3 protein-coding genes and 2 pseudogenes are annotated in these 2,440 nt (G+C 73.2%); 2 read left to right on the forward strand and 3 right to left on the reverse strand.

The window, feature by feature from the left end; genetic code table 11:
* Positions 1-211 precede the first annotated feature (211 nt).
* Positions 212-433: pseudogene (locus tag AC2W7A_RS11540) on the forward strand (Pr6Pr family membrane protein); the annotation flags it as partial.
* A gap of 73 nt (positions 434-506) precedes the next feature.
* A complete protein-coding gene (locus AC2W7A_RS11545; protein WP_485991475.1) occupies positions 507-662 on the forward strand; it encodes a hypothetical protein in 156 nt (51 codons plus the stop codon).
* 20 nt (positions 663-682) lie between these two features.
* Here the strand turns inward: AC2W7A_RS11545 and AC2W7A_RS11550 are convergent, their stop codons facing one another.
* From AC2W7A_RS11550 to AC2W7A_RS11560, 3 genes and pseudogenes are all read right to left on the reverse strand, one after another.
* Entirely contained in the window at positions 683-1,363 is a 681-nt protein-coding gene (locus AC2W7A_RS11550; RefSeq protein WP_485991476.1) for a GNAT family N-acetyltransferase, read from the reverse strand.
* A 110-nt stretch (positions 1,364-1,473) separates the two neighbouring features.
* A pseudogene (locus AC2W7A_RS11555) lies at positions 1,474-2,134 on the reverse strand (SDR family oxidoreductase).
* 101 nt (positions 2,135-2,235) lie between these two features.
* Positions 2,236-2,440: SIP domain-containing protein (locus AC2W7A_RS11560; protein ID WP_485991477.1), on the reverse strand; the 205-nt coding region annotated here is incomplete at its 5' end.

Below are 2,440 nucleotides of genomic sequence, written 5' to 3' on the forward strand. Positions count from 1 at the left end.
CGGCTGGCCCCGCGCCGCCTGGGCCGGCAGCCGGCCTGCTGCCGCCTTGGCCGGCTGCGTGAGCTCGTTCGTGATCGGGGCGTCCAAGGGCACCACCGACTTCCCCGGCACGTCCTACCGCGGCGGCTTCGAGGCGGGGTGGAGCAACGTGCTGAACCAGCCCGCCTACTTCACGTGGTGTTCGAACGCCGTGATCGCGGTGACCTCGCTGGTGCTGGCCGGAGCCCGCCGGGCACCCCGCTCGGACGCGTTCTGGGCCGTGCGGGCGGCGGGGCTGGGGTCGGTCATGGTCACCGGCCTGGTCTACAACACCGTCCTGCGCGGCCACGGCCAGGACACCCTCCTCTACCGCGCCAACGACGCGGTGCAGCACATCGTCAACCCGCTGCTCGCCCCCATCGTGTGGGCCGCCTTCGACCCCCGGGGCCAGCTCAACCGCCGACGACGGCTCCTCGCCGCCGCCCTGCCCCTCACCTGGGCGGGGGTCACCATGCCGCGGGCCGCGGGTGGACTGGTACCCGTACCCCTTCCTGGACGTGAAGCGCTTCGGCGCCACCGCCGTCTCCGGGGTGCTCGCCGGCATCTTCACGCTCTTCTCCGGGCTGCTCCTCGGCCTGACCGAGGCCGACCGGCTGATCGCTGCCCGCCACGGCCGCGGCTGACGGACGGCCGGGGCAGACGGTCAGACCTGCGTGGAGCCTCCGGCCGCACGCAGCCGCTCCCACTCCGGTCTCAGCAGGGACATCACGTGGGCGTCCACCCAGTGGCCGTCCAGGCGCAGGGCGTCCCGGAGGGTGCCCTCATGGACGAAGCCGATCCGCGCATACAGGCGGCGGGCGCGGGGATTGTGGTCGTAGACCTCGAGGCTGACGCGGTGCAGGCCGACCGTGTCGAAGGCGTGGGACAGCGCGGCGCGGAGGGCGCGGGTACCGATCCCGTTGCCGGTGCGGCGGGCGATCCAGAGCCGCAGGCCGCAGGAGAGGTTGGCGGCGTCCAGATCCAGCAGGAGGATTTCGCCCACGACCTCACCGTGGGACTCGATCACCCAGACGGCACGGTCCACGGCCACGGACCAGCGGTCGTAGATCTCCTCGAGCTGGGCGACCGTGTAGTCCGGGGAGTCCTCGCCGGACGCGAGTCGGTCCGCGCGGTCGGTGGAGTGGATCGAACCGGTCTGCAGCATGACCTCCCGGTCCCACATCAGGCGGGCCAGGACCTGGGCGTGGTCCCCAGTGGCCGGGACGAGCCGCACGCCCGTCCCGGCGTCCAGCTCGGGGACGTCGTAGAGCAGCGGGGCGGAGGCCTCGATCGCCTCCTTCTGCTCGGCCTCCAGCTGCTCGGCGGCCTCGTCGAAGGCCCTCATCCGCTGTGTGCGCGCAGCCCGCGGGACTGCCTGGTCGGGGACGGGCGGACCGCCGTGCTGTGCGTGGTCATGGCGGACATTCCACCATGCCGACGTGTTGTCGTGCCAGGTCAGGTGCGGAAGACATCCTCGATGGGCACGTCGCCGTCCACGAAGTCGATCTTCCGGCCCACCGTGCCCGGCTCGTTGAGCACGGCCACGATCGCCCGGGCGACGTTGCCGCGGCTGACCTCACGCTGCGGGTCGTCGGAGCCGGAGAGGTCCGGGTCCACGGTGATGCGGCCGGACGGCTCCTCCTCGGTCAGGGCGCCGGGGCCGAGGATGGTCCAGGCCAGCCCGGAGTCCCGCAGCGCCTCGTCCGCCTCGGCCTTGGCCTGCGCGTAGGTGTAGAAGGGGTCGTCCTCGGGCACGTCGTGGTGCAGGGAGGCGCCGAGGTAGGACACCATCACGTAGCGCCGCACGCCCGCGGCCTCGGCGGCTCGCATGCTGGCGACGGCGGCGTCGTGGTCCACGGCCCGGGTGCGCTGGGCTCCCCGCCGCGCGCCGCCGGAGACGACAGACGTTGTCCGCGTCGCGCAGCGCGTGGAGCAGCTCCTCCTGATCCGCCTTCTCGATGTCCAGGACGAGCGGTTCGGCGCCGGCGGCGCGGACGTCCTCGGCGTGGTCGGGGTTGCGGATGAGCGAGACGACGTCGTGGCCGGCCTCCGCCAGCAGGGGTGCGGCGAGCAGGGCCACCTTGCCGTGGCCGCCGATGATCACGGTGCGGGTCATGGGGATCTCTCCTTCGGTTCGATCGGGTGCTGAACTCCCACAGTAGGGAGAACCCGACGCCGGTGCGAGGGTGGAGCGGCGCGCCACCGCCACCCCACTCCTCAGCTCTCCGCCTGGCCCTCCCGCCAGTAGCCCATGAAGGAGACGTGCTTCTTCGGCACGCCGCCGGGGCCCACGCTGAGCCGGCGCAGGGCGCGCACCATCGCGGACTCCCCGGCGAGGAACACGTAGGCCTCGGGCCGTTCGTCGGCCTCGAGGGCGGCGACGGTCCACTCCCGCTCGACGGAGGCCGCGGGCGGCGCGACC

The organism is Micrococcus sp. LASM2_SD2 (assembly GCF_057364565.1).